The organism is Streptomyces sp. SP17BM10 (genome assembly GCF_036322405.1).
Classification (GTDB): domain Bacteria; phylum Actinomycetota; class Actinomycetes; order Streptomycetales; family Streptomycetaceae; genus Kitasatospora.
Map to the genome: position 1 here is coordinate 127,760 of NZ_JAQYXB010000684.1, position 25,726 is coordinate 153,485.

The window sequence follows — 25,726 nt, forward strand, 5'->3', positions numbered from 1 at the left end:
TCGTTCGCTCGCTGCGCTCACTCACCGGTGGTCCTCCTCGTCCAGGGTGCCGATCGCCGCCCACAGCACGTCCGCCAGCTGCGCCGCCTTGAACGGCAGCCCGCGCACCTGGTTGTAGGACTCCGCGTCCACCAGGTACTTGGCGCGCAGCAGCAGCGCCAGCTGGCCGAGGTTCATCTCGGGGACGATCACCTTCTCGTAGCTGCGCAGTACCGTGCCGAGGTTGGCAGGGAAGGGGTTGAGGTGGCGCAGGTGCGCCTGGGCGATCTCGCCGCCGTCGGCCCGCACCCGGCGCACGGCCGCGGTGATCGGCCCGTACGTCGAGCCCCAGCCGAGGACCAGCACCCGGGCCGCTCCGCTCGGGTCGTCCACCTCGACCGGCGGCACCGCGATGCCGTCCACCTTGGCCTGCCGGGTGCGGACCATGAAGTCGTGGTTGGCCGGGTCGTAGGAGATGTTGCCGGTGCCGTCCTGCTTCTCGATGCCGCCGATGCGGTGCTCCAGGCCGGGGGTGCCGGGCAGCGCCCACGGGCGGGCGAGCGTCTTCGGATCCCGCTGGTAGGGCCGGAAGGCGCCGTCCTCGCGGTTCGGGCCGGTCGCGAAGTCCGGCTCGATCGCCGGGAGTTCGTCGACCTCGGGGATGCGCCACGGCTCCGAGCCGTTGGCCAGGTAGCCGTCCGAGAGCAGGAACACCGGGGTGCGGTAGGTGACCGCGATCCGGGCCGCCTCCAGCGCCGCGGAGAAGCACTCGGCGGGCGTGGCCGGGGCGACGATCGGCACCGGGGCCTCGCCGTTGCGCCCGAACATCGCCTGGAGGAGGTCCGCCTGCTCGGTCTTGGTCGGCAGGCCGGTGGACGGGCCGCCGCGCTGGATGTCCACGACCAGCAGCGGAAGTTCGAGCGAGACGGCCAGGCCGATCGTCTCGCTCTTGAGCGCCACGCCCGGCCCCGAGGTCGTCGTCACGCCGAGTGCGCCGCCGAAGGCCGCGCCGAGCGCCGCGCCGATGCCGGCGATCTCGTCCTCGGCCTGGAACGTCCGCACGCCGAAGTCCTTGTGCTTGCTCAGCTCGTGCAGGATGTCCGAGGCCGGGGTGATCGGGTACGAGCCGAGGTACAGCGGCAGCCCGGAGCGCTGGGCCGCGGCGATCAGGCCGTAGGACAGCGCGAGGTTCCCGGAGATGTTGCGGTAGCGGCCGGCCGGCAGCTTCGCCGGCGCGACCTCGTAGGAGACGGCGAAGGTCTCCGTCGTCTCGCCGAAGTTCCAACCCGCCCGGAACGCGCTGATGTTGGCCTCGGCGATCTGCGGCTTCTTCGCGAACTTGCCGCGCAGGAAGCTCTCGGTGCCGCCGGTGGGCCGGTGGTACATCCAGGACAGCAGGCCGAGGGCGAACATGTTCTTCGCCCGCTCGGCGTCCTTGCGGGCCAGGCCGCTGTCCTTGAGTGCCTCCAGCGTCAGCGTCGTCAGCGGCACCTTGTGCAGGTGGTAGGCCTCCAACGAGCCGTCGTCGAGGGGGTCCGCGGCGTAGCCGACCTTGGCGAGGGCCCGCTTGGTGAACTCGTCGGTGTTGACGATGATCTCGGCGCCGCGCGGCAGGTCCGCCAGGTTGGCCTTGAGGGCGGCCGGGTTCATCGCGACCAGGACGTTCGGGGCGTCGCCGGGGGTCAGGATGTCGTGGTCGGCGAAGTGCAGCTGGAAGGAGGAGACGCCCGGAAGGGTGCCGGCGGGGGCCCGGATCTCGGCGGGGAAGTTCGGCAGGGTGGAGAGGTCGTTGCCGAAGGACGCCGTCTCGGAGGTGAACCGGTCACCGGTCAGCTGCATCCCGTCGCCGGAGTCGCCCGCGAACCGGATGATCACCCGGTCCAGGCGGCGCACCGGCTTGGCGTGTCTGGGCCGCGCACCGGCCGGCACGGCCGCGCCGGTGCGGCCGTCACCGGGATCCGAACGGTTCTCGTCGCCGTCCGAGCCGTCCACTGCCTCTGACTGATCGACCTGACTGGTCACTGCCGCGGACCTCCTCGTGGGCACGCCACCGCGGGCGTGACCCTGTGCCCCGTCCGCCTGGTGCACCTCTCGCATCCTATGCGGGTCGGACCTGCCGGGGCCGGAACTCCCGCGTGCGGCGGGAAATGACCGGTACGCGCCCACAGCACTTCAACGTGGGTCGCGCGGAGATCATTCCGCGGCGCAGGCGGCCCTAGGAGTTGATGTAGGTGAGGACGGCCAGCACCCGGCGGTGGTCCTCCGGGCTCTGGGCCAGGCCGAGCTTGAGGAAGATGTTGCTGACGTGCTTCTCGACCGCGCCGTCGGACACCACGAGCTGGCGGGCGACCGCCGCGTTGGTGCGGCCCTCGGCCATGAGGCCGAGCACCTCGCGCTCGCGCGGGGTCAGATTGGCCAGGACGTCGCCCTTGCGGCTGCGGCTGAGCAGCTGCTGCACGACCTCCGGGTCGAGCGCGGTGCCGCCCTCGGCGACCCGCAGCACCGCGTCGGCGAACTCGCGGACCTCGGCGACCCGGTCCTTCAGCAGGTAGCCGACGCCCCGGGTGGATCCGGCCAGGAGTTCGGAGGCGTAGCGCTCCTCCACGAACTGCGACAGCACCAGCACGCCCAGCCGCGGGTAGCGGCCGCGCAGCTCGACGCAGGCCCGCAGGCCCTCGTCGGTGTGCGAGGGGGGCATCCGCACGTCGGAGACGACGACGTCGGGCAGGGCGTCGGCGGCGGCCAGGTCGTGGACGGTCTTGAGCAGGGCGTCGCCGTCCCCGACCCCCGCCACGACCTCCAGGCCGCGGTCGGTGAGCAGCCGGGTCAGGCCCTCCCGCAGCAGTACGGAGTCCTCGGCGATGACGACGCGACGCATGGCGACCTTCCCGGCAGGGGTGAGCTGACGGGCCCAGTCTTCCCTATCGGGGCCGCGGCGCGCCGGGGGTTGCCCCGGCCCGGACGTTGCCCCCCCGGGGGTCACATGGTGCGGATGGCCACCGAGTCGCAGAGGGCTTCGAGGGCGGCCTTGGCCGCGCAGTCCGGCAGCGGGGCGAGCAGGGCGCGGGCGTCCTCGGCCTGGCGCAGGGTCTCGCGGCGGGCGAGCTCCAGCGCCGGGTGACGGCGCAGCAGGCGCAGCGCCTCGGCGTGCAGGTCGTCGTCGGCGAGGTCCTGGGCGAGCAGCTCGCGCAGCCGGGTGTCCTCGGGGTCGGCCGGGTCGGCGGGCATGCCCTGGAGGAGCAGGGTGGGCAGGGTCGGCACGCCCTCGCGCAGGTCGGTGCCGGGGGTCTTGCCGGACTCGTGGCCGTCGCTGGCGATGTCGAGGACGTCGTCGGCGAGCTGGAAGGCGATGCCGATGCGCTCGCCGAACTCGCTGAGGGTCTCCACCACGCGCGCCTCGGCGCCGGCCATCAGTGCTCCTATCTTGCAGGAGGCGGCGATCAGCGATCCGGTCTTGCCGGCGAGCACGGCCAGGTAGTGGGCGAGCTGGTCGCCGTCCGGGCCGGGGCCGCGGGTCTCCAGGATCTGGCCGGTGACCAGGCGCTCGAAGGCGTCGGCCTGCAGCCGGACGGCCTCGGGGCCGAGGTCGGCGAGCACCTGGGAGGCACGGGAGAAGAGGAAGTCGCCGGTGAGGATGGCGACCGAGTTGTCCCAGCGGGAGTTGGCGCTGGGGGCGCCACGGCGCACCGGGGCCTCGTCCATGACGTCGTCGTGGTAGAGCGTGGCCAGGTGGGTGAGCTCGACGACGACCGCGGCCGGCACGACGCCGGGCGCGCCGGGGTCGCCGAACTGGGCGGACAGCAGGAGGAGCAGCGGGCGGAAGCGCTTGCCGCCGGCCTCGATCAGGTGGCTGGCGGTGACGGTGATGAACGGGACGTCGCTCTTGACCGCCTCGGCCAGTGCCGTCTCCACCGCGTCCAGTCCGGCCTGGACGTCCCGGGTCAGGTCGCGGTCCTGCACGCTGAGCCCGAAGGGTCCCACGACGGTCACGAAGACCACTCCTCTGTCCCTGGTCGATCTAGCGGCCTGGTCCCTGAGTGCCGCCGCTGGCCATACAGGCAGGGTATCCGGTCACGAGTGGATCACTGCACGGGCGTGCGGGTCCTGTCATGATCGGGCCGGAGTCCCAGGTCAGGGCGACTGCGGGAGCGCTCGGGCGCCGGATGCGAATGCGGCTGGATATCAGGGCCGCCGCACGTTTCGGCGCGGCGGCGGAAAACGGCGTCCGGGCCGCGCCCCGCGGGGGCGGCCCGGACGCCGCGGGTGTCCTCCCGGCCTCAGCGGACGAAGAGCGCGGCCTTCGAGGCGAGGTCCAGGAAGTACTGCGGCAGCACCCCGAGGACGAGGGTGACGAGCACCCCGACGCTGATCGCGGTCGCCGTGAAGGCGCTCGGGATCGCGACCGTCGGGCCGCCGGGCTGCGGGTCGGAGAAGAACATCAGGACGATGACCCGGATGTAGAAGAACGCGGCCACCGCCGAGCTCAGCACACCCACGATGACCAGCGGCGTCGCGCCGCCGGCCGCCGCCGCCTGGAACACCGCGAACTTCCCGGTGAACCCGGAGGTCAGCGGGATGCCGGCGAAGGCCAGCAGGAACAGCGCGAACACCGCCGCGACCAGCGGGGAGCGCCGGCCGAGGCCGGCCCAGCTGGACAGGTGGGTCGCCTCGCCCTTGGAGTCGCGCACGAGGGTGACGACGGCGAAGGCGCCGAGCGTCACGAAGGAGTACGCGAGCAGGTAGAACAGCACCGAGCCGAGGCCCTGCTTGTTGGTGGCGATCACGCCGGTGAGGATGAACCCGGCGTGCGCGATCGAGGAGTAGGCGAGCAGGCGCTTGACGTCCTGCTGCGTCACCGCGAGCACCGCGCCGACCACCATGGTCAGGATCGCCACGCCCCACAGCACCGGCCGCCAGTCCAGCCGCAGCCCGGGAAAGGCGACGTAGAACAGGCGCAGGAACGCGCCGAAGGCCGCGACCTTCGTGGCCGCCGCCATGAACCCGGTGACGGGGGTCGGCGCGCCCTGGTACACGTCCGGGGTCCAGGCGTGGAACGGCACGGCGCCGACCTTGAAGAGCAGGCCGACGGCGAGCATCGCGAGGCCGATCAGCAGCAGCGTGTCGGTGCGGGTGCTGCTGAGCAGCGCCGGGTCGGTCATGGCCTTGCCGGAGATGACGTCGGCGATGTCGCCGAGCTTCACGCTGCCCGCGTAGCCGTACAGCAAGGCGGTGCCGAACAGGAAGAACGCCGAGGCGAAGGCGCCGAGCAAGAAGTACTTGACGGCCGCCTCCTGGGAGAGCAGCCGGCGGCGCCGGGCCAGCGCGCACAGCAGGTACAGCGGCAGCGAGAAGACCTCCAGCGCGACGAACATCGTCAGCAGGTCGTTCGCGGCCGGGAAGAGCAGCATGCCTCCGACGGCGAACAGGGTCAGCGGGAACACCTCGCTGGTGGCGAAGCCGGCCCGGACGGCGGCCCGCTCCTGCTCGCCGCCGGGGGTGGCGGCGGCCTGCGCGGCGAACGCGTCGGCGGGCAGCCCACCGGCCCTGGGCTCCAGACGCCGCTCTGCGTACGTCAGCACGGCGACGGCGGCGACCAGGACGATCACGCCCTGGAGGAACAGCGCCGGGCCGTCCATCGCCACCGACTCCATGGCGAGCAGGTCCATCCTGGTGGTGCCGTGGCCCTGGGCGGCGAGCACCACGATCGCGGTGAACGCCCCGGCCAGGCCGGTGAGCGCGAGGACGACCTGCGTCCAGTGCCGGTAGCGGCGCGGCACGAAGGCCTCGACCAGGACGCCGGCCACGGCGGCGCCGAACACCACCAGCATCGGGGAGAGTTGGCCGTACTCGAGGTGCGGCGCGGGGATGCTCGGGGTGGAGCCGCCCGCGGCGGCGAGCATGCCGGTGGTGCTCACTTCTGCTCACCTCCTGAGGTGGCGGCGACCGGGTGGGCCGGCGCCGGGTCGGTCTCGTGGACCTGCGAGAGCGTCGCGTTCACCGCCGGGTTGACGATGTCGGTCAGCGGCTTGGGGTAGACGCCGAGCAGGATCGTCAGCGCCACCAGCGGGGCGACGACGGCCAGTTCGCGGACCTTGAGGTCCGGCATGCCGGTGACCTCCGCCTTCACCGGGCCGGTCATCGTGCGCTGGTAGAGCAGCAGCGCGTACAGCGCGGCCAGCACGATGCCGAAGGTCGCGACGACGCCGATCGCCGGGTAGCGGCTGAAGGTGCCGACCAGGACGAGGAACTCGCTGACGAACGGCGCGAGTCCGGGCAGCGACAGGGTGGCGAGGCCGCCGAGCAGGAACGTCCCGGCGAGCACCGGGGCGACCTTCTGCACGCCGCCGTAGTCGGCGATCAGGCGCGAACCGCGGCGCGAGATCAGGAAGCCCGCCACCAGCATCCACGCGGCGGTGGAGATGCCGTGGTTCACCATGTACAGGGTGGCGCCGCTCTGGCCCTGGCTGGTCAGCGCGAAGATGCCCATGATGATGAAGCCGAAGTGCGAGATCGAGGCGTACGCGACCAGGCGCTTGATGTCCTTCTGGCCGACCGCGAGCAGCGCCCCGTAGATGATCCCGATCACCGACAGCACGAGGATCGCCGGCGCGAAGGTCTTCGAGGCGTCGGGGAACAGGCCGAGGCAGAAGCGCAGCATCGCGAAGGTGCCGACCTTGTCGACCACGGCGGTGATCAGCACCGCGGTGCCGGCGGTGGCCTCGCCCATCGCGTTCGGCAGCCAGGTGTGCAGCGGCCACAGCGGGGCCTTCACCGCGAAGGCGAAGAAGAAGCCGAGGAAGAGCGCCTTGGAGGCGGTGCCGCTGAACTGCAGCTTGCCGTCGGCGACGGCCGAGGCGAGGGTCGGCAGGTCGAACGTCGCGAGGCCCTGGTCCTGCGCGATCACGTACAGGCCGATCACGGCGGCGAGCATCACCAGGCCGCCGAGCAGGTTGTACAGCAGGAACTTGACGGCCGCGTAGGAGCGCTGGCGCGCCGCGTCGGGGCCGCCCGCCCGGTCGCCGAAGCCGCCGATCAGGAAGTACATCGGGATCAGCATGGCTTCGAAGAACACGTAGAACACGAACACGTCGGTGGCGTAGAAGGAGACGAGGACCATCGCCTCCACGGCCAGGATCAGGGCGAAGAAGCCCTGGGTGCGGCGCCTGTTCTCGAAGGTGCCGCCGGGCGCGGCGGGCGCGGGGTCCGCGTCGTGCCAGGAGGCGAGCATCACGATCGGCACGAGCACGGCGGTCAGCAGGGCCAGCACCGCGCCGATGCCGTCCACGCCGAGCGAGAAGGTGATGCCGAAGGAGCGGATCCAGCTGTGGGACTCCGTCAGCTGGTAGCGGTCGCCGTGCGGGTCGAACCGCACGGCCACCAGGGCGGCCAGGGCCAGCGCGACGCCCGAGGCGCCGAGCGCGACGGCCTTGGTCGTGGTGCGCCGCGCCTCGGTGGACCCGGCGGGCATGGCGGCGGTCAGCACCGCACCGGCCGCCGGGACCGCGCACGTGGCGGTCAGGAGGACGCTCATGCCTTCCCTCCCCCGCGCGTTGTGGGAATCCTGTCCATCACACGGACCTCATCAGGAGAGTCGTGGCGACCAGCACCAGCGTGCCGCCGAACATGGAGAGCGCGTAGGAGCGGACGAAGCCGTTCTGGACCCGCCGCAGCCGCCCGGAGATCCCGCCGATCGTGGCGGCCAGGCCGTTGACGAAGCCGTCCAGGCCGCGGCTGTCGAAGTAGACGAGCATCGCGGCGAGCGCCGAGCCCGGCCGCACCAGGACGGCGTGGTTGAAGTCGTCCTGGAGCAGGTCGCGGCGGGCGGCCCGGGTGAGCGGGGAGCCGACCGGCGCCACCACGGGCACGGAGCCGCGCCCGTACATCGCGTACGCGAGGCCGACGCCGGCCAGCATGCACGCGGTGGTCAGCAGCGTGACGGCCAGCGGTGTGAGCGGCGAGTCGCCCTCGGCGTAACCGGTGACCGGTTCCAGCCACCTGAGGAACGAGTCGTTCAGGACGAACAGCCCGCCCGCGAACACCGAGCCGAAGGCCAGCAGCACCATCGGGACGGTCATCGTCTTCGGGGACTCGTGCGGGTGCGGCATGTCGCCGTCCCCCGCGGCGGAGCCGCTGGTGTCACCAGTCGGCTGCCAGCGCTTCTCGCCGAAGAACGTCAGCAGCATCACGCGCGTCATGTAGAACGCGGTGACGGCCGCGCCGGTCAGCGCGCACAGGCCGAGGATCCAGCCCTCGGTGCCGCCCTTGGCGAACGCCGCTTCGATGATCTTGTCCTTGGAGAAGAAGCCGGACAGGCCGGGGAAACCGATGATCGCGAGGTAGCCCAGACCGAAGGTGACGAAGGTGACCGGCATGTACCTGCGCAGGCCACCGTAGTGACGCATGTTCACCTCGTCGTTCATGCCGTGCATGACCGATCCGGCGCCGAGGAACAGCCCGGCCTTGAAGAAGCCGTGCGTCACCAGGTGCATGATCGCGAAGGCGTAGCCGATCGGGCCGAGGCCGGCCGCGAGGATCATGTAGCCGATCTGCGACATCGTCGACCCGGCCAGCGCCTTCTTGATGTCGTCCTTCGCGCACCCGACCACCGCACCGAACAGCAGCGTGACCGCGCCGACCACCACCACGGCGGTCTGGGCGTCCGGCGCCAGGTTGAAGATCGCCGCGGAGCGGGTGATCAGGTAGACGCCGGCCGTGACCATCGTCGCCGCGTGGATGAGCGCCGACACCGGGGTCGGGCCCTCCATCGCGTCGCCGAGCCAGGACTGCAGCGGCACCTGCGCCGACTTGCCGCAGGCCGCCAGCAGCAGCATCAGGCCGATCGCCGTCAGCTTGCCCTCACTCGCCTGGCTCGCCCCGCCGAAGACCGGCTCGAAGGCGAAGGAGCCGAACTCGACGAACATCAGCATGATCGCGATCGACAGGCCCATGTCGCCGACGCGGTTGACGATGAACGCCTTCTTGGCCGCCGTCGCCGCACTCGGCTTGTGCTGCCAGAACCCGATCAGCAGGTAGGACGCGAGGCCCACACCCTCCCAACCGAAGTACAGCAGCAGGTAGTTGTCCGCGATCACCAGCAGCAGCATGGCGGCCAGGAACAGGTTCAGGTACGCGAAGAAGCGGCGGCGGCGCTCGTCGTGCGCCATGTAGCCGACCGAGTAGAGGTGGATGAGCGTGCCGACACCCGTGATCAGCAGCACGAACGTCATCGACAGCTGGTCCAGCCGGAACGAGACGTCCGCCTGGAAGCCGTTCACCGACACCCAGCTGAACAGGTACTTCGTCATCGCCCGGTGCTCGGCGTCACGGCCGAGCATGTCCGAGAACAGCGCCAGGCCGAAGCCGAACGAGAGCGCGGCGAGCGCCGTGGCCAGCCAGTGGCCGAACCGGTCCAGCGCCCGCCCGCCGAGCAGCAGCAGGGCGGCACCGGCCAGCGGGGCACCCACCAGCAGCGGAATGAGAGAGTTCACCGAGGTCCTCCGCCTACAGCTTCATCAGGTTGCTGTCGTCGACCGAAGCGGAGTGCCTGGTCCGGAAGATGGAGACGATGATCGCGAGACCGACCACGACCTCGGCCGCCGCGACCACCATCGTGAAGAACGCGATGATCTGACCGTCCAGCGTGCCGTGCAGCCGCGAGAACGTCACCAGCGCCAGGTTCGAGGCGTTCAGCATCAGCTCCACGCACATGAACAGCACGATCGCGTTGCGCCGGATCAGCACCCCGGCCGCGCCGATGGTGAACAACAGCGCCGACAGGTACAGGTAGTTGACCGGATTCACTCCGCGCCCTCCTCGCCGGACGGGTCCGCCTTGGTGGCGTTCGCCGGCTCCAGGGACTTGCGCGGACCGGCCACCGCCGGCCGCTGCGACGACGGACGGCCCAGCCAGTCCGCGGTCGCGTTCTCCAGCTCCGCCATCCGGCGCATCATCTCCTGGCTCACGTCCCGCACCTGGCCCCGCTCACGCAGCGTCCCCATCACCGAGTCCTCGGCGACCGAGCCGTCCGGCAGCAGCGCCGGCACGTCCACCGCGTTGTGCCGCGCGTACACCCCCGGCGCCGGCAGCGGCGGCACCTGGATGTTGTCCTTCACCCGCTGCGCCGCCAGCTCGCGCTGCGTCTTCGGCGCCTTCACGTGCTCGCGGTGCGTCAGCACCATCGCACCGATCGCCGCCGTGATCAGCAGCGCGCCGGTGACCTCGAAGGCCCACACGTACCTGGTGAAGATCAGCCGCGCCAGACCCTGCACGTTGCCCTCGGCGTTCGCACCCCGCAGACCCGTGAAGTGGTCCAGCCTCGCGTTCGCGATCCCCGCGACCAGCAGCACCCCGAAGCCCAGCCCGCACACCACCGCCGCGAACCGCTGGCCCTTGAGCTGCTCCTTCAGCGAGTCCTCGCTCGTGACGCCGACCAGCATCACCACGAACAGGAACAACATCATGATCGCGCCGGTGTAGACGACGATCTGCACCACGCCCAGGAACACCGCGCCCTGCGCCATGTAACAGACCGCCAACGCCAGCATCGTCGCCGCCAGGCACAGCGCGCTGTGCACCGCCTTGCGCATCAGCAGCATGCCGAGCGCACCACCGACCGCCACCACCGCCAGCACCCAGAACTGGACGGCCTCACCCGTCGAGGTCGTCCCGGCCGCGTCCGCCAGAACCGTCGTCACGGCCGCACCTCCTTCTCCCGGTCGGTGCGCTCCTGCTGGACCGTCCCCGGCGCCGCCGCCGTGATCTCGCCCCGGTAGTACGCGCCCTCGTCGGCGCCCGGGAAGATCGCGTGCGGCGAATCGACCATGCCCTCGGACAGCCCCACCAGCAGCTGCTCCTTGGTGAAGATCAGGTCCTTGCGCGAGGAGTCCGCCAGCTCGTACTCGTTCGTCATCGTCAGCGCCCGCGTCGGGCACGCCTCGATGCACAGCCCGCACAGGATGCAGCGCGCGTAATTGATCTGGTACACCGCGCCGTAGCGCTCACCGGGCGAGTACCGCTCGTCGTCCCGGTTGTCCGCGCCCTCGACGTAGATCGCGTCGGCCGGGCACGCCCACGCGCACAGCTCGCAGCCCACGCACTTCTCCAGCCCGTCCGGATGACGGTTCAACTGGTGACGGCCGTGGAAGCGCGGCGCCGTCGGCTTCTTCTCCTCCGGATACTGCTCCGTCAGCCGCTTCTTGAACATGGCCCGGAACGTCACGCCGAAACCGGCGGCCGGACCCAGGACCGACGGCCGGTCGGTCCTCTCCGGACGGTCCGTGTGGTCGGACGACATCGCGGATCAGCTCCCCTCGGAATGGTCGGACCCGTTCAGGGCGTCCTGGAGTTGCTTCGGCGCCCGGCTGCGCCGACGCGGAACGGGCGCCAGCACCTGGCCCGGCAACGGCGGCACCGGGTACCCGCCCGCCATCGGGTCGAACTCACCGGCGGGCTGCGGCGCCGCTTCCTCCGGCTGCTTGCGCACGAAGTCCCGCAGCAGCGCCAGCAGCAGGACCACGGCCACCGGCGCGCCCACGTACAGGACCACCTCGCCGAAGCCGTACCCGTCGTTGCGCAGCGCCCGCACGCTCGCGATCAGCACCAGCCACACCAGCGAGACCGGGATCAGCACCTTCCAGCCCAGCTTCATGAACTGGTCGTAGCGCAAACGCGGCAGCGTGCCGCGCAGCCAGATGAAGAAGAACAGCAGCAACTGGATCTTCAGCGTGATCCACAGCATCGGCCACCAGCCGTGGTTCGCCCCCGCCCAGAACGCCGACACCGGCCACGGCGCCCGCCAGCCGCCCAGGAACAGCGTCGACGCCACCGCCGACACCGTCACCATGTTCACGTACTCGGCCAGCATGAACATCGCGAACTTCAGCGACGAGTACTCGGTGTTGAACCCGCCCACCAGCTCGCCCTCGGCCTCCGGCAGGTCGAACGGCGCCCGGTTCGTCTCGCCCACCATCGCGACGATGTACACGATGAACGACACCGGCAGCAGCGCCGCGAACCACGTCGAGTGCTGCTGCGCCACGATCTCCGACGTCGACATCGACCCCGAGTAGATGAACACCGCCGCGAACGACAGGCCCATCGCGATCTCGTAGCTGATCATCTGCGCCGACGAGCGCAGCCCGCCCAGCAGCGGGTAGGTCGAACCGGAGGACCAGCCCGCCAGCACGATCCCGTAGATGCCCACCGACGCCGTCGCCAGGATGTACAGCAGCGCCACCGGGAAGTCCGTCAGCTGCATCGCCGTCCGGGTCCCGAAGATCGACACCTCGTTGTCGGCCGGCCCGAACGGGATCACCGCGAACGCCATGAACGCCGGGATCGCGCACACGATCGGGGCAAGGACGTAGACCACCTTGTCCGACCCCTTGACCACCAGGTCTTCCTTCAGCGCCAGCTTCACGCCGTCCGCCAGGGACTGCAGCAGGCCCCACGGCCCGTGCCGGTTCGGCCCGATGCGCAACTGCATCCAGGCCACCACCTTGCGCTCCCACACGATGGCGATCAGCACCGTGAGCACCAGGAAGGCGAAGCAGAACACCGCCTTCAGCAGCACCAGCCACCACGGGTCGTGACCGAAGAACCGGAGCATCTCGTACGGCTGCGGATTGTTCATCGGTCCTCCCCTTCGGCGTCGGCGCCGGCCCCGGCGGCAACGGCGTCGGTGGCGGCGATCGTGACCAGATGGCCGACGGTGGTCCCGAGCGCGCGGTGCGCGCCGCCCGGGGTCGAGTTGAGCGGGATCCACACCGTGCGGTCCGGCAGCGACTCGGTGACCTCCAGCGGCAACGTCAGCGAACCCGCCGGGCCGGTCAGGCGCAGTGCACCGCCCTGCCGCGCGCCGACCTCCCGCGCCGTCACCGGCGACACCCGGGCCACCGCCCGGTGCCGGGTGCCCGCCAGGTGCGGATCACCCTCCTGGAGCGTCCCGTTGTCCAGCAGCTGGCGCCAGCCCGCCAGCACCGCCTGACCCGTCGCCGGACGCGGCAGCAGACCCGGGTGCGCGACCGGATCGGCCGCCCGGTCCCCGGCCCAGGGCGCGAACCCGTCCAGCTCCAGGCGCGCGGCCCGCACGTCCGGCAGGCCGAGCCGGTGCCCCAGCGCGTCCGCCAGCATGGTCAACACCCGCACGTCCGAATGGAGATGACGGCTCATCAACTGATCGGCCTGCAGTGCCGGCTCGAACATCCGCACCCGGCCCTCCCAGTCCAGGAACGTGCCCGCCTTCTCCGCCACCGCCGCCACCGGCAGCACCACGTCCGCGCGCGCCGTCACCGCCGACGGCCGCAGCTCCAGCGACACCACGAACGGCACCGCCGCCAACGCCTCGTCCGCCAACGCCGGATCCGGCAGGTCGCCCGGATCCACCCCGCCGACCAGCAACGCGTCCAACTCGCCGCGCGCGGCCGCCGCCAGCATCTGGTCCGTGTCCCGGCCCAGCCGCGACGGCAGCTCCGCCACGCCCCACAACGCCGCCGCCTGCGCCCGCGCCGCCGGAGCGGCCACCGGACGCCCACCGGGCAGCAGCCCCGGCAGCGCACCCGCCTCCACCGCACCCCGCTCACCGGCCCGGCGCGGCACCCAGGCGATCCGCGCCCCGGTCGCGTGCGACAACCGCAGCACCGCCGTCAGCGCCCCCGGGATCGCGGCCAGCCGCTCACCCACCAGGACCACCGCACCCGGCCGGCGCAGCGACTCGGCCACCTGCCCCGCCTCGTCGCTCAACGGCTCGTCCGCCGCCAGCGCCCCGAACCACTCCGGCTCCGTCCCCGGCGCCGCCGGCAGCAGCACACCGCGCAGCTTCGCCAGACCCCGCGACGCGAACGCCGCCACCGAGTACACCTTCAGGCCCCTGCTGCGGTTCGCCTTCCGCAACCGCAGGAAGACGATCGGCGACTCCTCCTCCGGCTCCAGACCCGCCAACAGCACCGCCGGCGCCTGCTCCAGCTGCTCGTAGGTGACGCCCCCGCCGTCCACGTCCACACCGCGCCCCGCGACCGCCGCGGCCAGGAAGTCCGCCTCCTCACCGCTGTGCGCACGCACCCGGAAGTCCACGTCGTTCGTGCCCAGCACCACGCGCGCGAACTTCGCGTAGCCGTACGCGTCCTCGACCGTCACCCGGCCACCGGCCAGCACACCCGCCCGCGCACCGCGCAGACCCTCGGCCGCCCGCGCCAGCGCCTCCGGCCAGGACGCCGCCACCAACTCGCCGTCCACCCGCACCAACGGCGTCGTCAAGCGGTCCCGCTGCTGCGCGTACCGGAACGCGAACCGGCCCTTGTCGCAGTTCCACTCCTCGTTCACCGCCGGGTCCTCGCCCGCCAGCCGGCGCAACACCTTGCCCCGCCGGTGATCGGTGCGCTGCGCGCAACCCGCCGAACAGTGCTCGCACACACTCGGCGACGACACCAGGTCGAACGGACGCGAGCGGAAACGATAAGCCGCCGACGTCAGCGCCCCCACGGGGCAGATCTGGATCGTGTTCCCCGAGAAGTACGACTCGAAGTCGTCCCCCTGCCCCGTCCCCACCTGCTGCAGCGCACCGCGCTCCACCAGATCGATGAACGGATCACCCGCGATCTGCTGCGAGAAACGCGTACACCGCGCGCAGAGGACGCAGCGCTCCCGGTCCAACAACACCTGACTGCTCACCGGCACCGGCTTCTCGTACGTCCGCTTCATCCCCTCGAAGCGCGAGTCCGCCGCCCCCGTCGACATCGCCTGGTTCTGCAACGGGCACTCGCCGCCCTTGTCGCACACCGGACAGTCCAGCGGGTGGTTGATCAGCAACAGCTCCATCACGCCGCGCTGCGCCTTCTCGGCCACCGGCGAACTCAGCTGCGTGCGCACCACCATGCCCTCGGCCACCGGGATCGTGCAGGACGCCACCGGCTTGCGCTGGCCCTCGATCTCCACGATGCACTGCCGGCACGCGCCGGCCGGGTCCAGCAGCGGATGGTCGCAGAAGCGCGGGATCTGGGTGCCGATCGCCTCGGCCGCCCGGATCACCAACGTCCCCTTGGGGACCTGCACTTCGACGCCGTCGATGGTGAGCGTGACCAGTTCGACCGCGGTCCCGGAGGCGTTTGGCTCTGTGATCGTCACGCGTGCACCTCCCTCTCGGTGGCGGACTGGTGGCCGGGGCGGGACCCGTCGGCCCAGACGGTGGACGCGGCCGGGTCGAACGGGCAGCGGCGCTCGGCCAGGTGCCGCTCGTACTCGGCCCGGAAGTGCTGGAGCGAGGACACGATCGGGCTCGCCGCGCCGTCGCCCAGGGCGCAGAACGACTTGCCGTTGATGTTGTCGGCGATGTCGAGGAGCTTCTCCAGGTCCCCCTCGACGCCCTCGCCGGCCTCGATCCGCTTGAGCAGCTGGACCAGCCAGTAGGTGCCCTCGCGGCACGGCGTGCACTTGCCGCACGACTCGTGCGCGTAGAACTCGGTCCAGCGGGTGACGGCCCGCACCACGCAGGTCGTCTCGTCGAACACCTGCAGCGCCTTCGTGCCGAGCATCGACCCGGCCGCGCCGACGCCCTCGTAGTCCAGCGGGACGTCCAGGTGCTCGTCGGTGAACATCGGGGTCGACGAACCGCCCGGCGTCCAGAACTTCAGCCGGTGGCCCGCGCGGATGCCGCCGCTCAGGTCCAGCAGCTGGCGAAGCGTGACGCCCAGCGGTGCCTCGTACTGGCCCGGGTTGGTCACGTGGCCGGACAGCGAGTAGAGCGTGAAGCCCGGGGACCTCTCGGTGCCCAGGCCCTTGAACCACTCCTTGCCCCGGGCCAGGATCGGCGGCACCGAGGCGATCGACTCCACGTTGTTGACCACCGTCGGGCACGCGTACAGGCCCGCGATCGCCGGGAAGGGCGGACGCAGGCGCGGCTGGCCGCGGCGGCCCTCCAACGAGTCGAGCAGGGCCGTCTCCTCGCCGCAGATGTAGGCGCCGGCGCCCGCGTGCACGGTGATGTCGAGGTCCACGCCGGAGCCCATGATGTCGCGGCCGAGCAGGCCCGCCTCGTACGCCTCGGCCACCGCGGCGTGCAGGCGCCGCAGCACCGGGACGACCTCGCCCCGCAGGTAGACGAAGGCGTGGTCGCAGCGGATCGCGTAGGACGCGATGATCATGCCCTCGATGAGCGAGTGCGGGTTCGCGAACAGCAGCGGGATGTCCTTGCAGGTGCCCGGCTCCGACTCGTCCGCGTTCACCACGAGGTAGTGCGGCTTGCCGTCGTTCTGCGGGATGAACTGCCACTTCATGCCGGTCGGGAAGCCGGCGCCGCCGCGGCCGCGCAGGCCGGCGTCCTTGACCAGGGCGATCACGTCGTCCGGCGGCATCGCGAGGGCGGCCTTCAGGCCCTCGTAGCCGTGGTGGCGGCGGTAGGTGGCGAGCGTCCACGGGCGGCTGTCGTCCCAGGACGCCGACAGGACGGGGGTGAGCAGCTTCTCGGCCGGCTCGGCGGAGGTCATCACGCTTCGGTCCCTTCCTGGCCGGGGTCGGTGTGGTCGGGATCGTCGCGGTCGGGGTCCTGGCGACCGGAGTCGGTGCGGTCGCGGTCCTGGTGGTCGGGGTGCTGGTGGTCGGGGTCCTGGTGGTCCGGCTCTTCGTGGCGCGGGGAGACGACCTTGGTGGCGCCGGCGCCGGGCAGGGCCTCGCCCCTCGCCAGGCGCAGGCCCACGAGCGACGGCGCCCCACCGGCCCCGGACTCGTCGTTGGCGCCCGGGCGCTCGTCGGGGAAGCCCGCCAGGATGCGGGCCGTCTCCTTGAAGCCGCACAGCCGCGCGCCGCGGGTGGGCCGGACCTCGCGGCCGGCGCGCAGGTCGTCCACCAGCCGCCGGGCACTCTCCGGGGTCTGGTTGTCGAAGAACTCCCAGTTGACCATCACCACGGGGGCGTAGTCGCAGGCCGCGTTGCACTCGATGTGCTCGATCGAGACCTCGCCGTCCGCGGTCGTCTCGTTGTTGCGGATGCCCAGGTGCTCCTGGAGCTCGTCGAAGATCTGGTCGCCGCCGAGCACCGCGCACAGCGTGTTGGTGCACACCCCGACGTGGTACTTCCCGGCCGGACGCCGCCGGTACATCGTGTAGAACGTGGCGACCGCGGTGACCTCGGCGGTCGTCAGGTCCAGCTGCTCCGCGCAGAACCGGATGCCGGTCGGGCTGACGAAGCCCTCCTCGGCCTGCACCAGGTGCAGCAGCGGCAGCAGCGCCGAACGGGCCACCGGGTAGCGGCCGATCAGCTCCGCGGCGTCCGCGGCCAGCCGGGCGCGCACCTCCTCGGGGTACGGCTTCGCCGGCAGCGCCGGCAGTCCGAGCTCGACATTGGTCACCGGTCCACGCCTCCCATCACCGGGTCGATCCCGGCCACCGCGACGATCACGTCGGCGACCTGGCCGCCCTCGCACATCGCCGCCATCGACTGCAGATTGGTGAACGACGGATCCCGGAAGTGGACCCGGTACGGGCGCGTCCCGCCGTCGCTGACCACGTGCACGCCCAGCTCGCCCTTGGGCGACTCGACCGCCGCGAAAGCCTGGCCGACCGGGACCCGGAAGCCCTCGGTGACCAGCTTGAAGTGGTGGATCAGGGCCTCCATCGAGGTGCCCATGATCGTGCGGATGTGGTCGAGCGAGTTGCCCATCCCGTCCGGCCCGACCGCCAGTTGGGCGGGCCAGGCGATCTTCTTGTCGGCCACCATCACCGGGCCCGGGCGCAGCCGCTCCAGGCACTGCTCGACGATCCGCAGCGACTGGCGCATCTCCTCCAGGCGGATCAGGAAGCGGCCGAAGGAGTCGGCGGTGTCCGCGACCGCGACCTCGAAGTCGTAGTCCTCGTAGCCGCAGTAGGGGTCGGTCTTGCGCAGGTCGTGCGGCAGGCCGGTGGCCCGCAGGATCGGGCCGGTGGCGCCGAGGGCCAGGCAGCCGGGCAGGTCCAGGAAGCCGACGTCCACCAGGCGCGCCTTGAAGACCGGGTTGCCGGTGGCGAGTTTGTCGTACTCGTGCATCCGGGAGCGCAGCAGCTTGACCGCCTCGCGGATCTGGTCGACGGCGCCGGGCGGCAGGTCCTGGGCGAGGCCGCCGGGGCGCACGTACGCGTGGTTCATGCGCAGGCCGGTGACCAGCTCGAAGACGTCCAGGATCAGCTCGCGGTCCCGGAAGCCGTAGATCATCAGGGTGGTGGAGCCGATCTCCATGCCGCCGGTGGCCAGGCACACCAGGTGCGAGGAGATCCGGTTCAGCTCCATCATCATCACGCGGATGACGTTCGCCCGGTCCGGGACGTCCGCGGTGATGCCGAGCAGCTTCTCGACCGCCAGGCAGTAGGCGGTCTCGTTGAACAGCGGCGTCAGGTAGTCCATCCGGGTCACGAAGGTGGTGCCCTGGACCCAGCTGCGGAACTCCATGTTCTTCTCGATGCCGGTGTGGAGGTAGCCGATGCCGCAGCGGGCCTCCGTCACCGTCTCGCCGTCGATCTCCAGGATCAGCCGCAGCACGCCGTGCGTGGACGGGTGCTGGGGGCCCATGTTGACGATGATGCGCTCGTCGTCGGCCCGGCCGACCGCCTCGACGACCTCGCCCCAGTCGCCGCCGGTCACGGTGAAGACACGGCCCTCGGTGGTCTCGCGGACCCCGGCGCGGGTCTCCTCGCGGGCGTCGCTCCCGGCGCCGCGCCGGGCCTCCTCGCGGGCCTGTTCGCGGGCCTCGTCGCGGGCCTCGTCGTAAGCCTCTTCGTAGTGCTGAGTGCTCATCAGCTGTACGACCTCCGCTGGTCGGGCGCCGGGATCTGGGCGCCCTTGTACTCGACGGGGATGCCGCCGAGCGGGTAGTCCTTGCGCTGCGGGTGCCCCAGCCAGTCGTCGGGCATCATGATCCGGGTCAGCGCGGGGTGGCCCTCGAAGACCAGGCCGAAGAAGTCGTAGGCCTCGCGCTCGTGCCAGTCGTTCGTCGGGTAGACGCTCACCACCGACGGGATGCGTGGGTCGGCGTCCGGCGCGGTGACCTCCAGCCGGATCAGCCGGCCGTGGGTGATCGAGCGCAGGTGGTAGACCGCGTGCAGCTCGCGGCCCTTGTCGCCGGGGTAGTGCACGCCGCTCACGCCGAGGCACAGCTCGAAGCGCAGCGCCGGGTCGTCGCGCAGGACGCGGACCGTGCACAGGAGGTGCTCGCGCTCCACGTGGAAGGTCAGCTCGCCGCGGTCGACGACCGTCTTCCCGATCACGTCGGCCGGGTCCAGGCCCTGCTCCTCCAGGGCGCCCTCCAGCTCGTCGGCGACCTCGTCGAACCAGCCCCCGTACGGGCGTTCGCTCGGACCGGGCAGCACCACCGGCGCGACGAGGCCGCCGAATCCGGACGTGTCTCCGCTGCCCTGGGCGCCGAACATGCCCTGGCGGCGCCCGACCACCTCGACCGGGATCTCGCGCACCGGCTGCTCGCGGCGGGTCTCGGGTACCTGGTCGTTCATCACAGCTGCCCCCCCATCTCGCTGACGGGGGTGGCCTGCAGGGCGAGCGCCTCGCCGAGCTCCTCGGCCCGGCGCCGGTTCACGCCCAGCGGCTCGTGCTGGATCTTGTCGTGCAGCTTCAGGATGGCGTCCAACAGCATCTCCGGGCGGGGCGGACAACCGGGCAGGTAGATGTCCACCGGGACGATGTGGTCGACGCCCTGCACGATCGCGTAGTTGTTGAACATCCCGCCGGAGGAGGCGCAGACACCCATCGAGATGACCCACTTCGGGTTGGGCATCTGGTCGTACACCTGGCGCAGCACCGGGGCCATCTTCTGGCTCACCCGACCTGCGACGATCATCAGATCGGCCTGCCGCGGGGAGCCACGGAAGACCTCCATGCCGAACCGGGCCAGGTCGTAGCGGCCGGCGCCGGTGGTCATCATCTCGATCGCGCAGCAGGCCAGGCCGAACGTGGCGGGGAACAGTGACGCCTTGCGCACCCAGCCCGCGGCCGCCTCCACGGTCGTGAGCAGAAAGCCGCTCGGCAGCTTCTCCTCGATTCCCATCAGATCCCTCTCAATGCCTCAAGTCCGGTGGTTCATCGGCCGGTTACGGCTCGTCCGCTCGGTCGGGCTCGTTCGTTCGGTCGGGCTCGTTCGTTCGGTGGGGCTCGTTCGCTCGTTCACAAGGGGTCGCGTGGACACCCTGCGGCCCCACCGGCGGGCGGGCCACGCGCTCAGTCCCACTCCAGGCCGCCGCGCCGCCACACGTAGGCGTAGGCGACGAAGACGGTGGCGATGAACAGGAGCATCTCGACCAGCCCGAAGATCCCGAGGGCGTCGAACGTCACCGCCCACGGGTAGAGGAAGACGATCTCGATGTCGAAGACGATGAAGAGCATCGCCGTCAGGTAGTACTTGATCGGGAACCGACCGCCGCCCACGGGCTGCGGGGTCGGCTCGATGCCGCACTCGTACGCCTCCAACTTGGCCCGGTTGTAGCGCTTGGGGCCGGTGAGTGAGGCCATCACGACGGAGCCGACCGCGAACGCCGCCGCGATGGCACCGAGTACGAGGATCGGCGCGTAGGCATTCATAGCCCCCGCTCCCTCCGTCCAGTCGTCCTTGACTGCAGATCGGAACCGGCGGGTCACACTGAGGTGAACCCGCGCTCCAGTTCCCGAGATCCACCTCATGTGAGGCAGTTCACAAAGCCTGGAACGAGCGCATCCTATGCCTGTCGGCTTGTGATCTGCGACACGCAGTTCGCCGGGATCTTTGTGATCTACGACACCCCTGGAATGGGAGTGAATGCGAACATGCCCGGTTTTGTCAACGTAAAGCAGTCAAATGGTCACAACCAGTCGCATTTACTTGTGAAGCGGCTGGTCAGAGCCTCGCTCCTATATCAACTATGCTCCAGTGAGAGCAAATTTCCGGGCGTCATGTTGACGTGTTATAGCGGCTCACCCTCAGGGGTGGCCGGGGGGTGAACGCTTGCTTGACCCTTCGTTCACAAGCGCGCGATGCCGTCTTGGGGCCTCCCCCTCCCCCTCCCCCGCCCCGCCCGCCGCCCGCCGCCCGCCGCCCGCCGCCCGCCGCCCGCCCAACCCTCGTCCGTGTTCGCGCTGGGCCGTGCCTGGCCCAGCGCGCGGCACCCCGCTCTCCGCGCGCTCCCTCTGCCTTGGGTCCGCGTCCCGTGTCCCGGGCTCCGTGCCCTGCCCGCTCTCGCGCCCTCGCCTCTGCGCTCGCCCCTGCCTCTGCGTCTGCCCCTGGCCCCGGCTACCGGATGCCGGCTGCCTGTTCCCAGACCCAGGCCGCGATGCCCACCCGGTTACGGGCACCGAGCTTGCGCTGGATGTTGGCGAGGTGGTTCTTCACCGTGCCCGGTGAGATGAACAGCCCTGCTCCGATCTCGGCATTCGTCGCGCCGTCCGCCACCAGTTCCGCGATCTCCTTTTCCCTTGTGGTCAGTTCCTCGGCCGGGCCGGCCGCCGTCAGTACCGCCGCGGCGACCGCGGCACCCGGACCCGGTTTGGGCTCCGCACCCGGCAGCGCCATGTGCTTCAGGAGCCGGACGGTGATCTGCGGGCTGATCAACGCGTCGCCGGCCATCGCGGCCCGCACCGCCTCGATCAGCAGCACCGGCCCCGAGCGCTTCAGCAGGAACCCGGCCGCCCCGTACCGAAGTGCCGTGTGCACGTAGTCGTCCAGATCGAAGGTGGTCACCACGATCACCTTGCACTCGTCGGCGAGCTGTCTGGTCACCTCCAGCCCGTCGAGCCTCGGCATCCGGATGTCCGCGAGCACCACGTCCGGCCGCAACCTCCGTGCCTCCGCCACCGCCGCGACGCCGTCCGCCGCTTCGGCCACCACCGCCATGTCCGGCTGGACGTCCAGGATCATCCGGAACGCGCTCCGGACATCCGCCTGGTCGTCCGCGATCAGGATCCGAACCGGCCCCGCGCTACTGCCCATTCCCGCACCTCCCCGTCGCCGACCCGCGTCGGCCTCGACGATCACGCCGGCCCCGTGCCGGCTTCCTCCAGCGGCAGCACCGCCGTCACCCGCCAGGTCTCCCCGTGGTGCGGGCCCGCTTCGAGCGAGCCGCCGAGGGCCTCCACCCGGGCCGCCAGCCCCGGCAGTCCGCTGCCCCCGCCGCGGCGCGGCCGACCGGCCTGGCCCGGGCTGCGGCCGTCGTTGGTCACCGTCAGCTCCAGCCGTCCGTCGGAGCGGCTGGCCCGTACCTCGACCGCCCGCGCGGCCGGGGCGTGCCGTCGGACGTTGGTCAGGGACTCGACCACGATCCGGTGGACAGTGCCCTCCACCTCGCGCGGCACCGGCTCCTCCGGCAGTTCCAGCGCGACCTCGGCGCCGCCCATCGCGGTGAAGCGCTCGACCACCTCGACGAGTTCGACGAGTCCGGGCTGCGGGGCCCGGTCGCCGCCCTCCTCACTGCGCAGCAGCTGCACCGTCCGGTCCAGCGAAGCCAGCGCCCGCTGCCCGGCCTGCTCTATTCGCTGGAACATCTCGGCCGCGCGGGCCGGATCGACCCCGGCCAGGTACGCCCCCGCCTGGGCCTGGGCGACCATGCCGCTGACGTCGTGCGCAACGAAGTCGTGGAGGTCGTGGGCCAGTTCGAGCCGCTGGGCACGCCTGGCCTCGACCACCGCGCTGGCGCGTCCCTCGTCCAGGCCCCGCAGGTAGAGGCCGATCAGGACGGCCGGCAGCGAGAGCATCGAGCCGAAGCCGAACACGGTGAGCGCGTCCGCCGGTCCTTCGACGAAGGCGAAGCGGGTCAGCCAGAGGGCGACGGCTCCGCACGCCGTCCAGGCCGCGACCGCGCAGCGCGGGCCGTTCTCGGTCCGCAGGCCGACGACGACCGCCAGGAGCAGGACGGCCAGTTCGACCAGCCCCGCGAGCCCGGCCCAGCGGTCGCCCTCCGCCCACCGGCCGAGGAGCCAGACGGCGATCGTGACCACGAGCGACGCGGCTCCGAGTGCCGCCGTCACGGCTGCGGCTCCGCACCGCGCCCGTGCCCTCCAGGCCGGCAGCGCCAGAACCGGGACTACCCCGCACACGATCTGAGTCATCGTCATCACCTCTCCTCGGCTCTTCGACTGCCGTCACATTACGACGGCGCCGAGGTGGTGTGCCTGTGCCGATCGGCATATTTCACAGGCCGGTTGAGCAGGGAGAACCTGCCGATCGGCAGCTGTTGCGGACCCCTTGCGGGCCTCCAGGCTTGAGTCGTCGCACCGGCCATGGGGGTCGGAGCCGAAGGGAGGACACCCACATGTCGAAGCTCGTGATCAACGCCCGCGGCACCGCCCGCCGGGCCCCGGCCACCGCCCCGGCCACCGCCCCGGTCACCGCCCCGGTCGTCCCGCCGGCCCCGCGCTGGGCCCGGATCGCCGCCAGGAGCGCCGCCCTCAGCGCCGTACCCTCCGGGCTGTGGCGGATCGCCTTCGGTTGCGGCGTCCCGGTCGGATTCAGCGGCGCGACGGCTGCGGCGTACGGCGCGCACCAGCCGGGCTGGGGCACGGTCTACTGCGTGGTGCTGAGCCTGCTGGCCGAGGCGCTGGCCTTCCTGACCCTGGGCCTGGTCCGGCCCTGGGGGCTGGTGGTGCCCCGGTGGGTGCCGTTGCTGGGCGGCCGCCGGGTCCGGCCGCTCGCCGCGATCGGACCGGCCCTGCTGGGTTCGGCGATACTCACCAACCTGGGTGCGGCAGCGCTGTTCGGCGGGTGGGCGCGGAACCTGGCCGAGCCGGATTCGCCGCAGGGCTTCGCCGGCGTCGTGATGACGCTCGCCTACCTGCCCCTGGTCGCGTGGGGCCCGCTGCTCGGCGCGGTCGCCATCGACTACGCCCGCCGGACGCTGCGGTGGAGCAGCTGAGGCGGGCAGCGGGTCAGGCCTGGGCCGGTTCCGGGCTCGGCGCGACCGCGTCGTGCGCTCCCCCGCCCTCCCCCGTGGCCGGGCGCGGGCCGGGGGCGGTGCGTCGGCCCCACTCGGTCGCGACGAGCACCAAGGCTCCGCCGAGCAGCGCGAGCGGCCCCATCCGGTTCCCGGCGATGGTGATGCCGAACACGGCGGCCCAGAGCGGTTCGGTGCCGAGCAGCAGGCTCACCCGGGACGGCGACGTGGCCCGCACGGCCCACATCTGGACGAAGAAGGCGAACAGCGTGCAGAACACGGACAGGTGCAGCAGCCAGGCCCACTGGACCGGCCCGTACGAGGCGGCGACGGTCCACGGCGCGGGGCCGAATGACAGCGCGACCACGGTGAACACGGCCGTGGCGGTGGCGAGTTGCACCCAGGTCACGGCCAGCGCGGCGGTGTTCCGGACGGCCCGGGAGCGAGCCATGGCCAGCACGTACGCGGAGCGGACGACGGCGGCGCCGAGCACCAGGAAGTCGCCGAGGGCGGGTGGGCGGAGTCCGCCGTCGCCGGTGAGCAGGGCGACGCCGAGGACGGCGAGGCCGGCCGCGGCGAGGAAGGCGCGCGGGGGCGCCGTCCGGCCGAGGGCGCTCTCGCCGAGCGGGGTGAGCACCATGGCGAGGCTGATGATCAGTCCGGCGTTGGTGGCGGAGGTGTGCACGGCGCCGTACGTCTCCAGCAGGAAGATCCCGCTGAGCACCAGCCCGAGCACGGCACCGCCCAGCCATTCGGCGCGGGTGAGCCGTCGGAGGGCGGGCCACGCGGCCGCTCCGAGAAGGGGCAGCACCAGGCCGAACCGCAGGACGAGCATCGGCACCACCGTCCCGGGCCCGGCGACGCGTTGCACCGCGAGGAAGCTCGACCCCCACACCACGGCGACGAGCAGCACGGGCAGGTCGCGCAGAACAGAAGAGGAGACGGATGTGGACGAGGAGGCAGGCATGGGACAGTTCCCTCCGAGCGTACGGAACCGGCGGGGCGAGTACCGTACGGCGTCGGACGGCTCCCGGAGCTGGGCGGGCGGGCGCAGCGTTGGACGGGGCGGGGCGTGGAGCGGACGGCCATCCTCGCGCAAGGCTCCGCTCGTGATCAACGGTTCGTCCGGGATCCGGAACTCCGGGCCGCGGGTCAGGCGGCGAGCAGGTCGTGAGCCTCGGCGATCGCGGCGATCTCGGCCGGGGTGCCGGACATGATGGCGCGGACGTGTGCGGTGACGAGGTCGGTGGGCCAATCCCACCAGGCCGCGCGCAGGAGGAGCTCGATGTCGGCGTCGGGGAAGCGGCGGCGGATCGGGCGGGCGGGGTTGCCGCCGACGACGGTGTAGGGGTCGACGTCGGAGGTGACGACGGCTCCGGCGGCGATGATCGCCCCGTCGCCGATGCGCACGCCGGGCAGGACGGTGGCGCCGTAGCCGAACCAGACGTCGTTGCCGACGACGGTGTCGCCCCGGCTGGGGAGGGCGGTGACGATGTCGAGGGTCTGCTCGGCCCAGCTGCCGCCGAACATCGTGAAGGGGAAGGTGGAGACGCCGACGGCCGGATGGGCGGCGCCGGCCATGAGGAAGCGGGTGCCGGTGGCGAGGGCGCAGTACTTGCCGATCACCAGGCGTTCGGGTCCGTAGGCGTAGAGGACGTTGCGCTCCTCGAAGTGGGTGGCTCCGTCGGGGTCGTCGAAGTAGGTGTACTCGCCGACCTGGATCCTCGGGTCCGTGACGAGGGGGCGCAGCAGGACGACGCGGTCGTGACCGGGAAGGGGGTGGAGGGCGTTCGGGTCGGGGGCGGTCGCGGCGGGCATGAGGACTCCTCTCGTAATGCGACTGGCGTCGCATTACGATGAGCATCGCATGGCCACCCTGA

General features: G+C 71.6%; 22 protein-coding genes. 1 reads left to right on the forward strand and 21 read right to left on the reverse strand.

Features of this window, described 5'->3' with window-relative positions:
* Positions 1 to 21: 21 nt before the first annotated feature.
* The 19 genes from PUR71_RS39720 to PUR71_RS39810 form a co-directional block, all read right to left on the reverse strand.
* The gene (locus tag PUR71_RS39720) at positions 22 to 2,001 is read right to left on the reverse strand and encodes a 2-oxoacid:acceptor oxidoreductase subunit alpha (RefSeq protein ID WP_329932169.1); all 1,980 of its coding nucleotides are present in this window, start codon (positions 1,999 to 2,001) and stop codon (positions 22 to 24) included.
* 193 nt (positions 2,002 to 2,194) lie between these two features.
* A complete protein-coding gene (locus tag PUR71_RS39725; protein ID WP_329932170.1) occupies positions 2,195 to 2,857 on the reverse strand; it encodes a response regulator transcription factor in 663 nt (220 codons plus the stop codon).
* Between the two features lie 101 nt (positions 2,858 to 2,958).
* Entirely contained in the window at positions 2,959 to 3,969 is a 1,011-nt protein-coding gene (locus PUR71_RS39730; protein WP_329932171.1) for a polyprenyl synthetase family protein, read from the reverse strand.
* A 287-nt stretch (positions 3,970 to 4,256) separates the two neighbouring features.
* Entirely contained in the window at positions 4,257 to 5,879 is a 1,623-nt protein-coding gene (nuoN, locus tag PUR71_RS39735; RefSeq protein WP_329932359.1) for an NADH-quinone oxidoreductase subunit NuoN, read from the reverse strand.
* An 11-nt stretch (positions 5,880 to 5,890) separates the two neighbouring features.
* Positions 5,891 to 7,510, reverse strand: a complete 1,620-nt coding sequence (locus tag PUR71_RS39740; protein WP_329932172.1) for an NADH-quinone oxidoreductase subunit M — start codon at positions 7,508 to 7,510, stop codon at positions 5,891 to 5,893.
* Positions 7,511 to 7,547: 37 nt separating this feature from the next.
* Entirely contained in the window at positions 7,548 to 9,467 is a 1,920-nt protein-coding gene (gene nuoL, locus PUR71_RS39745; protein WP_329932173.1) for an NADH-quinone oxidoreductase subunit L, read from the reverse strand.
* Between the two features lie 13 nt (positions 9,468 to 9,480).
* Positions 9,481 to 9,780, reverse strand: a complete 300-nt coding sequence (nuoK, locus tag PUR71_RS39750; RefSeq protein WP_195911268.1) for an NADH-quinone oxidoreductase subunit NuoK — start codon at positions 9,778 to 9,780, stop codon at positions 9,481 to 9,483.
* Positions 9,777 to 10,673: an NADH-quinone oxidoreductase subunit J gene (locus PUR71_RS39755; protein WP_329932174.1), complete on the reverse strand. Its 897-nt coding sequence runs from the start codon at positions 10,671 to 10,673 to the stop codon at positions 9,777 to 9,779. Before PUR71_RS39755 ends, nuoK begins: the two co-directional genes overlap by 4 nt.
* Positions 10,670 to 11,272, reverse strand: coding sequence for an NADH-quinone oxidoreductase subunit NuoI (gene nuoI, locus PUR71_RS39760; protein ID WP_329932175.1), 603 nt, complete (start codon positions 11,270 to 11,272; stop codon positions 10,670 to 10,672). Before nuoI ends, PUR71_RS39755 begins: the two co-directional genes overlap by 4 nt.
* Positions 11,273 to 11,278: 6 nt before the next feature.
* Complete coding sequence (gene nuoH, locus PUR71_RS39765) at positions 11,279 to 12,610, reverse strand: NADH-quinone oxidoreductase subunit NuoH (protein ID WP_329932176.1); 1,332 nt, start codon at positions 12,608 to 12,610, stop codon at positions 11,279 to 11,281.
* Positions 12,607 to 15,099: an NADH-quinone oxidoreductase subunit G gene (locus PUR71_RS39770; protein ID WP_329932177.1), complete on the reverse strand. Its 2,493-nt coding sequence runs from the start codon at positions 15,097 to 15,099 to the stop codon at positions 12,607 to 12,609. The genes nuoH and PUR71_RS39770 overlap by 4 nt, the downstream gene beginning before the upstream one ends.
* Positions 15,096 to 16,457 carry an NADH-quinone oxidoreductase subunit NuoF gene (gene nuoF / locus PUR71_RS39775; RefSeq protein ID WP_329932178.1) on the reverse strand — a complete coding sequence of 454 codons (1,362 nt, stop codon included), beginning with the start codon at positions 16,455 to 16,457 and terminating at the stop codon, positions 15,096 to 15,098. The genes PUR71_RS39770 and nuoF overlap by 4 nt, the downstream gene beginning before the upstream one ends.
* Positions 16,457 to 17,317, reverse strand: a complete 861-nt coding sequence (nuoE, locus tag PUR71_RS39780) for an NADH-quinone oxidoreductase subunit NuoE (protein ID WP_329932179.1) — start codon at positions 17,315 to 17,317, stop codon at positions 16,457 to 16,459. The genes nuoF and nuoE overlap by 1 nt, the downstream gene beginning before the upstream one ends.
* Positions 17,314 to 18,735 (reverse strand): NADH-quinone oxidoreductase subunit D, encoded by a 1,422-nt coding sequence (locus PUR71_RS39785; RefSeq protein ID WP_329932180.1) that lies wholly within the window; start codon positions 18,733 to 18,735, stop codon positions 17,314 to 17,316. The genes nuoE and PUR71_RS39785 overlap by 4 nt, the downstream gene beginning before the upstream one ends.
* On the reverse strand, positions 18,735 to 19,448 hold the full coding sequence (locus PUR71_RS39790; RefSeq protein ID WP_329932181.1) for an NADH-quinone oxidoreductase subunit C: 714 nt from the start codon (positions 19,446 to 19,448) through the stop codon (positions 18,735 to 18,737). The genes PUR71_RS39785 and PUR71_RS39790 overlap by 1 nt, the downstream gene beginning before the upstream one ends.
* Positions 19,448 to 19,999 carry a NuoB/complex I 20 kDa subunit family protein gene (locus PUR71_RS39795; RefSeq protein ID WP_329932182.1) on the reverse strand — a complete coding sequence of 184 codons (552 nt, stop codon included), beginning with the start codon at positions 19,997 to 19,999 and terminating at the stop codon, positions 19,448 to 19,450. Before PUR71_RS39795 ends, PUR71_RS39790 begins: the two co-directional genes overlap by 1 nt.
* Positions 20,000 to 20,169: 170 nt before the next feature.
* A complete protein-coding gene (locus tag PUR71_RS39800; protein ID WP_030060100.1) occupies positions 20,170 to 20,529 on the reverse strand; it encodes an NADH-quinone oxidoreductase subunit A in 360 nt (119 codons plus the stop codon).
* A gap of 685 nt (positions 20,530 to 21,214) precedes the next feature.
* A complete protein-coding gene (locus PUR71_RS39805; protein WP_329932360.1) occupies positions 21,215 to 21,910 on the reverse strand; it encodes a response regulator transcription factor in 696 nt (231 codons plus the stop codon).
* A 41-nt stretch (positions 21,911 to 21,951) separates the two neighbouring features.
* A complete protein-coding gene (locus tag PUR71_RS39810) occupies positions 21,952 to 22,944 on the reverse strand; it encodes a sensor histidine kinase (protein ID WP_329932183.1) in 993 nt (330 codons plus the stop codon).
* Between the two features lie 284 nt (positions 22,945 to 23,228).
* On the opposite strand from PUR71_RS39810, the gene PUR71_RS39815 reads away from it, so the two are divergent.
* A complete protein-coding gene (locus PUR71_RS39815) occupies positions 23,229 to 23,828 on the forward strand; it encodes a hypothetical protein (protein WP_329932184.1) in 600 nt (199 codons plus the stop codon).
* A 13-nt stretch (positions 23,829 to 23,841) separates the two neighbouring features.
* On the opposite strand, the gene PUR71_RS39820 is transcribed toward PUR71_RS39815, so the two are convergent.
* Together PUR71_RS39820 and PUR71_RS39825 are read right to left on the reverse strand one after the other, a co-directional pair.
* Positions 23,842 to 24,813, reverse strand: a complete 972-nt coding sequence (locus PUR71_RS39820; protein ID WP_329932185.1) for a DMT family transporter — start codon at positions 24,811 to 24,813, stop codon at positions 23,842 to 23,844.
* 185 nt (positions 24,814 to 24,998) lie between these two features.
* Positions 24,999 to 25,664, reverse strand: a complete 666-nt coding sequence (locus tag PUR71_RS39825; protein ID WP_329932186.1) for a CatB-related O-acetyltransferase — start codon at positions 25,662 to 25,664, stop codon at positions 24,999 to 25,001.
* Positions 25,665 to 25,726 lie beyond the last annotated feature (62 nt).

Excerpts from the sequence above, each read along its gene's own strand:
- PUR71_RS39725 (WP_329932170.1), bottom strand. The coding sequence starts at position 2,857 with ATGCGTCGCGTCGTCATCGCCGAGGACTCCGTACTGCTGCGGGAGGGC.
- nuoN (WP_329932359.1), bottom strand. The coding sequence starts at position 5,879 with ATGCTCGCCGCCGCGGGCGGCTCCACCCCGAGCATCCCCGCGCCGCAC.
- PUR71_RS39740 (WP_329932172.1), bottom strand. The coding sequence starts at position 7,510 with ATGAGCGTCCTCCTGACCGCCACGTGCGCGGTCCCGGCGGCCGGTGCG.
- nuoI (WP_329932175.1), bottom strand. The coding sequence starts at position 11,272 with ATGTCGTCCGACCACACGGACCGTCCGGAGAGGACCGACCGGCCGTCG.
- nuoH (WP_329932176.1), bottom strand. The coding sequence starts at position 12,610 with ATGAACAATCCGCAGCCGTACGAGATGCTCCGGTTCTTCGGTCACGAC.
- nuoF (WP_329932178.1), bottom strand. The coding sequence starts at position 16,457 with ATGACCTCCGCCGAGCCGGCCGAGAAGCTGCTCACCCCCGTCCTGTCG.
- PUR71_RS39785 (WP_329932180.1), bottom strand. The coding sequence starts at position 18,735 with ATGAGCACTCAGCACTACGAAGAGGCTTACGACGAGGCCCGCGACGAG.
- PUR71_RS39790 (WP_329932181.1), bottom strand. The coding sequence starts at position 19,448 with ATGAACGACCAGGTACCCGAGACCCGCCGCGAGCAGCCGGTGCGCGAG.
- PUR71_RS39795 (WP_329932182.1), bottom strand. The coding sequence starts at position 19,999 with ATGGGAATCGAGGAGAAGCTGCCGAGCGGCTTTCTGCTCACGACCGTG.
- PUR71_RS39800 (WP_030060100.1), bottom strand. The coding sequence starts at position 20,529 with ATGAATGCCTACGCGCCGATCCTCGTACTCGGTGCCATCGCGGCGGCG.
- PUR71_RS39805 (WP_329932360.1), bottom strand. The coding sequence starts at position 21,910 with ATGGGCAGTAGCGCGGGGCCGGTTCGGATCCTGATCGCGGACGACCAG.
- PUR71_RS39815 (WP_329932184.1), top strand. The coding sequence starts at position 23,229 with ATGTCGAAGCTCGTGATCAACGCCCGCGGCACCGCCCGCCGGGCCCCG.
- PUR71_RS39820 (WP_329932185.1), bottom strand. The coding sequence starts at position 24,813 with ATGCCTGCCTCCTCGTCCACATCCGTCTCCTCTTCTGTTCTGCGCGAC.
- PUR71_RS39825 (WP_329932186.1), bottom strand. The coding sequence starts at position 25,664 with ATGCCCGCCGCGACCGCCCCCGACCCGAACGCCCTCCACCCCCTTCCC.